Annotated in this window: 3 protein-coding genes; all 3 read right to left on the reverse strand. The window is 64.5% G+C overall.

Going from position 1 to position 6,462, the window contains the following annotated elements:
- Positions 1 to 710: hypothetical protein (locus LPW39_RS23260; protein WP_230781143.1), on the reverse strand; the 710-nt coding region annotated here is incomplete at its 3' end.
- 34 nt (positions 711 to 744) lie between these two features.
- A complete protein-coding gene (locus tag LPW39_RS23265; protein ID WP_230781144.1) occupies positions 745 to 1,581 on the reverse strand; it encodes a rhodanese-like domain-containing protein in 837 nt (278 codons plus the stop codon).
- Between the two features lie 226 nt (positions 1,582 to 1,807).
- On the reverse strand, positions 1,808 to 6,462 hold a 4,655-nt coding region (locus tag LPW39_RS23270), incomplete at its 5' end, for a choice-of-anchor U domain-containing protein (protein ID WP_230781145.1).

Raw genomic sequence — 6,462 nt, forward strand, 5'->3', positions numbered from 1 at the left:
AGTTTGGCAGGCTCCAGTGCCAAAGGTGCCTGGCCGATATGCACCAGACCTTGCTGCACCAGGTAAGGGATACCAACGACGCCCCAGACCACCTGCGTGCGAATGGTGCCCGACGGCACAGAGATCGCATTGAGCGAGTTGCCATTGGCGGTGTTGCCCGTACCTACCGGTGACGAGGCCAGGTCCATGCTGATGGCGGGACCACTGTGGTAGTTGATGGCAGTGTTGTTGATAACGGGGGAAGCCGATTCAATCGCCACACCGCTGCCGTACTCGATGACGACATGGCCCAGCTGCGTCAGCGCCTGGTTGGTGCCTGCGGTAAAACGCCATTGCCGCCAGTCACCGGCAGCGGGCGTCGCAGATGCCGAGGTAATCTTGATGGGCAGACTGGAGGTGCCCACTGCCTGGAGCGCACCCCGCTTCAAAGTAAAGCTGGCCGCCGCTGCCATCTGGATGGTGACACCGGGCTCAATACTCAGGGTGGCGTTGTTGTCCACCATCACATCGCCCTGGAACAGATAGGGCGACTGCGCTGCACGCAATGTCGTGTTGCTGGTGATCACACCCGTCACTGGTGTTTGTGCCAGGGCTGGCTGGAGCGCACAGAGCAGCGCCAGCCATAGACCCAGCATCTGCAAGCCCTGCCAGGCCTTGCGTGCCCAGGCCGCAGCTTGGAGCAGTGAAGATGGTGATTGTTGTTGGTACATGCTTCCCCCGGTATTTCTCATTTTTTGTTGGCGCTCATAAGCGTCCACACGGCGCTTGCAGCCGGTGGTTGGCGGTCTGTTGGATGGCTGCGGTTTGCGCCACTTGCTGTGCATAGGCTGGCCAGCCGCCGCCCAGCCAATAGGCGGGCAAGGTGGCCATTGCGGCACTGGTCGCACTGGCGGAACGGCCCGCTTTGGATGCATTCGTGCTCGCCACCAAGGCCGCTTCGACCTGGGCGCGCAAGGCATCGCTGACCACCCCATCGGTGATGACCACCAGCGCCTGGACGTAGCCCGCATGGCTTGCACGCTGGAGCCTGTCTTGGTAGGCGCGCGCAATGGCGGCCACCAGCTTGGCGTCGCGCTCTTTGCCGTCGACCCTGACGGCTACCAGCTGCTCGGGCGGCACAGGCCACTGCGCCTGGGGCGCACCTTGCATGGCTTCGCTGGCGGATATCACCGTCCAGTGCATGCCCTGGCCCAATGCGGCTATCCACGTCTGCGCATCCAGGGGCTGCAGCAAGGGCCCGCCCGCTGCTGCCCCCGCCTGCGCGGCTTGCCATGACCGGGCACCGCCCTGCACTGCCTGCAACTGGGTAAAGCCTTGTTGGCGCAGCTGACGGCAGGCCTGGTCCACATCGGCGCTGTCGAGGCCTGTGCCCACCAGCAGCACGGGCGTTTGCTGCAAAAAGCGCTTGCTGGCGATGTCGGAGAGCTCCAACTGCAAAGCGCGCGCGATGGGTGCTGCGCGTTGCAGGCTGCGCGGGCGCACATCCACCAAAGTGGGTGACTGGGCATTGGAGTGGGTTGCAGCAGCCTCTGCAGCGCTGATCCAGCAGGCCTGGTCCAGCGCCAAGGGCGCAGCTTGCACCGGCCATGCCAGCGCGGGTCCGGCTGCCGTTTGCGCCGCATATTGCGCGGCCGAACAACCTAGATCCTGGGATGGCGCAGAGGTCGCCGCCTCTGATTCAACCAAAGGAGGAGGTACCGGCGGCATCGAGACTGCAGCAGCATCTCTGGCTGTGCCACCCAGGCCCACACTGGCCAAGATGGCCAGTGCAGCGTGCGTGCCCCAGCTGGGGCCGCACGCCATGTGCTTAACGGCCATGGCCATCTCCAAGCACGCCCTTGCGTCGCAGCCCGGCCAGTGCCACCACACCGGTCAGCAGCGACAGCATCAGCACCGCCAGCCAACCCAGGGCCGGCACCGGCACGGCTTGCTCATCGGTGGGCAGGGGTCCGCTTTGAATCACGGGGCCACCTGGGTCCTTGATCACGCCGTTCGCCACCAGGTCGTCATCGCCCAGCTGGCCATCGGTGATCGTGAAGCTCACCCGGTTGCCTTCCAGCTTGAGGTTCTTGGGCACGTACCAGAGGCTGCGGCCACGCGAAGTGGGGGTGGGGCCGTACTTCATGTAGTTGCTCACCCCAAACAGGTTGGGCCACTCAGTGGTGATGGTGACGGTACTGCCCACGTCGCAGCCGACCAGCTCGTACTCAAACACGCCATGCGGGAACAGCAGCACATCAAACAGCGGCAGCCAGCCTTGCGCCCGCTTGACGGATGTCTTGTCCGGGTTGAAGTGGCAGCTAGCGCCTCCACCCGTCACCCAGGCCCTGAGCGAGCCGGTGCCCGTTGGCGTGGGGATGGTGACTTGCTTGTCGTCCGCAGGAGCGGGGGTGTTCTTGAGGCCCAGCTTGACATCAGGCGCGCCGGCGGTGGTTACCACGACTTCGTAGTCACCCACGGTGGGGTTGGCGGTGAACATCAGCGATGCGGCTATGCCTTGTGCATCGGTAGTGGCCTGCACGGTCAGCGCGCCACCGGCAAAGACGGCACCGGCACCGCTGGCGGGCATGCTGAAGCTCAGCACGCGCCCTGCCACAGGCTCACCCTGGCCGTTGACCAGTTGGACCCGGATCACTTCGGCAAAGGCGGTACCCACCACCGCCGACTGGCCGCCACCGGCCACCACCTGCAGGTTCAGCACCGGCGCGGTTGCCACTGTGTTGGTCAAGGCAAACTGCAAGCTGTCTGCCACGCCAGCGGCACTGGCCAGTGCATCAAAGCTGCCTTCGGTGTTGTTGGCGGTAAGCTGCGGCGAGCTGGCAAAGCCATCCGCATCGGTCTGTACCTCTACCTGCAAAGCGCCGCCTGCAAACGTGGCACTCGCTCCGCTGGATGGCAGCTCGAAGCGGATGCTGTGGTTGGCCACGCCTACGCCTTGGCCATCCACCAGCTTGACGGCAAGCGCTTGCGCAAAGGCGGTGCCCACATGGGCCGACTGGCCGCTGCCCGAGACGCCGAGCAGCTGGAGCACTTGCACTGGCTGCGCCGTGTTGGTGAGCGCGTAGGCCAGCTCACCGGAGACACCCACCGCCGTCGCACGCGCTTGGTAGCTGCCCTCCGCACCATTGGCCATCAGCACCGGCGAGATCGCCAAGCCTTGGGCATCGGTAGAGATGCTGGCGGTTTGGGAGCCACCAGCAAAGCTGGCGGTCGCCGTGCCGGCAGATGCCGTTGGCAGCGCAAACACGACCAACTGGCCCGCGGCGGCTGCGCCTTGCGCATCCACCACCTTGGCTTGCAAGCGCTGGGCAAAGGCCTGGCCCACTTGTGCGGTCTGGTTATCGCCAGCCACCCGCTGCAAGGTCAAGATGGGGGTTGCCGCATCGCTGTTGCGCAAGTCAAAGCTGGCAGGGGTGCTGACGCCTTCCACACTGGCAAGCACCTGGTAGGCGCCCACGACGGCATTGGCCGTGATGGCATCGGTGCTCGCCAGGCCTTGGGCGTCGGTGGTGACCTGCAAGGCGGCAGTGCCGTTGCCAAACACCGCACTGGCGCCGCTGGCTGGGGCCGTAAAGCGCAGGGTCTGACCGGCTACCGGGGCACCGTTCTCATCTGCCAGGCGCACCTGCAGCGGCGCTGCAAAGGCAGTGCCAACTTGGGCGACCTGCTGGTTACCGCTGCTGATGGCCAAGGTCCAGTTCTTGGTGGCAGAGCCGTCGTCCTTCCAGGCGGCAGATACCAGGCCGATCCACTGCGCCACGGGCTGCAATGCCGCATCGCGCCCGGCAGCTTGCGGCAGCGCACGCAGTTTTTGTTGTGCTTGTACCAGCGCAGCAATCGCATCACCCAGCTTTTGCTGCTGGACCGCATCGGCTGCTTGGTCGAACAGGGCCACCAGCTGGGCCTTTTCTGCATCTGGCAAGCCTGCGATGGCTGGCACTGCGGCGCGTGCATTGGCCTCGGCCTGCTGCTGTGCAATGGTGCGCAGGTTGTGCGACCAGCTGTCCACCACCACCGCATCGGCGGTATTGCGCAGCTGCGATTCGAGGCTAAAGGCTTGCGCCTGCGCGGGCAGTTGCAGCCACAGCTCTACCGTCTGCGCTGCGCCTGCTGCCAGATCCAGCGGCCAGCTGAGTTGACCGCCATTGACGGCTGCCGCAGGCTTGGACGACAGCAGCTGGGCGCCGTTGGCCAAGGCAGTGCTCAAGGTCAGCTGGCGGGCCTTGTCGTCGCCATTGTTGATGACGGTGCGCACATACACGCTGGATTGGGCCAGCATCGGGTCTACCAGTTGGGGCTTGCTCAGCGCCATCTGGGCCTGGAGCCATGCCGTCCATTCCGTGCCGCTCAGCGGCTCACCCAGGCTGTCAAAGCCCATCGCCAGTACCTGGCCCTTGCCATAGCTGTTGCGTACAGCAGCGGTTTCTCCAGTCGCGTAATGCAGCTCATCAGTCGCCCGGGCGTCGGCCACCAAGGCCCAGCTGGGGCTGGTGAGCGCCAGCGCGCTAGCGCCCAACTGCAGTGCAGCGTTAGGCAACGGCTGATCGGCATAGCTGCCCCACATATCTGCAATCGCACGCAGCTGGGTATCGGCAGCGCCATCCACCACCAGCGAGGCACCGCGCAGCACAGCGGCACGCACTTCCTCCTGCAAGTTGGCGCTCAAATCGCTCAGCGATCCGCTCAGCCACAGCAGGCTGAAGTCGCCAGCACGCAGCGCCTTTTGGAAGTCAGCCGCAGTGGCGACGATCTCGGCCTCGCTGTCGAAAGCTGTCAGCACCGTTTGCGCGGTCTGGCGCTTTTGCGCGGCGCAGGCCTCGTCAGCCGCGCAGCCGATATAGGCCAGCACGCGCATACCCTGGTCAGCCGTTTGCGTGGCAGTCACTGCCTCGCTGGCCTGGATGCGGATCAAGGTAGAGGCGCTGTTGTTGCTGGTGATGTCGTCCTTGGTGGACGCGCCAATGCGCGCGGCGACCGCAAACTCCTTGGCGCTGCTGTCCTTGGCCGTTTGCAGCGCCAGGGTCAATATCGCGGTGGAACGCGTGGCCATATCGCCCAAGGTCCAGACACCGTTGGCGTAGCTACCCACGGCAGCCGAATGGCTGAGCAGCGCAAGGCCTGCTGGAATTTCCACATTCACCGTGGTCGCCACAGCGCTAGCGGGGCCCAGGTTTTCTGCGGTGATCGTGATGGTGGACTTGTCGCCGCGTTTGACGGTAGCGGGGGTGGCACCGGCGGCCACCTTCAGGTCGGCCTTGGGCTCGGGGTCGGGGTTGTCTGGCGTGGCGGCGCGCTTGGCAAACAAATAGCCGGTTGCGGCGGTGCCTGCGGTCAGCTCAATGCTGCTGAACTTGCCCGCCGCGCTTTGCCCACCCGCAGAGCCAGCCAGCGCTGTGCCATCTACCAGGCCATCGCTGACACCGGCCACCAGGGAGTAAACGCCCGGCTTGAGATTGCTGAAGGTGAACGCGCCCTGCGCATCGGTATACGCCGTTTGCAGCTCGGCAGCGCCCGTGCTGGCCTGGGTGCCGCTCAGTTTGATCTCTGTCACGGGGATGCCAGGCTCGCCGCTGTCGCGCAGGCCATTGGCATTGCTGTCCCGGTACACCACGCCGGCAATGCTGGCCTCGGCTGCGCCAGCTACAAAGCCAATGCTGTACTGGCCGCTGGTGTTGGCATCGAAGATATTGAGAAAGTAGCTCCAGCTCAGGTCTTCATTGCGCTCCTTGGACAGCCAGACGTTTTCTGCAGGAACGATATAGCCATCCGCACGGGTCACTTGCACCGGCAGCTTGGCGCCACGCGCAGGATCGGGCACCCGGGCATAGGCAAAGCCCTGGGCGACCGGGCTAAAGCGCAGGCTGGCATTGTTGCCCTGCACGCTCATCTGTGCCGATGCCGTCTGGTTCTGCACCTCGGTGTCGGCGCCATCTGATTCGTAGACGCGGTAGACATCGCCATCCTTGGCGAGGAAGTCGCGTACCTTGTCGCGCCCGGGCAGATCCACGCGCACATCCTGGATCAAGGTATGCGTGCGCACTTCCTTGATCAGCGAGGTGACGGCGCCGCCCAAAGAGTCTGCATGGGTAAAGCTGGCGTTGAACTCAACAAACTTGCCAGCCAGGCTGGTGACCATGGACCAGCGGCCCATTTTGGACGTACCCGACTCAATATCTCCAAAGTCCAAAAGCAGGCTCTTGCCTGCTGGTTGGTCGCCTACATAGCCACCTAATATCTGGAAGCTGATGGCCAGTCCCTGCCGGTTCTCCACAATGCGGGGCTGGGCCGTGTCGATCTTGGTCTTGTTCGCGGTGCCTGCGCCCTGGTTCTTGATTCGGACCCCCAAGGTGAAGGGCTCTGCCGCTTCGGTCTCTGGCGTGAAAGCGTCGTCGGCGTACACATCGCGCGGCAAGAAGTAATCCAGCACCAGCTCTGGCTGGGGGCGCACCACGATGGACTCTG

The organism is Comamonas koreensis (assembly GCF_021026195.1).
GTDB lineage: Bacteria > Pseudomonadota > Gammaproteobacteria > Burkholderiales > Burkholderiaceae_C > Comamonas > Comamonas koreensis.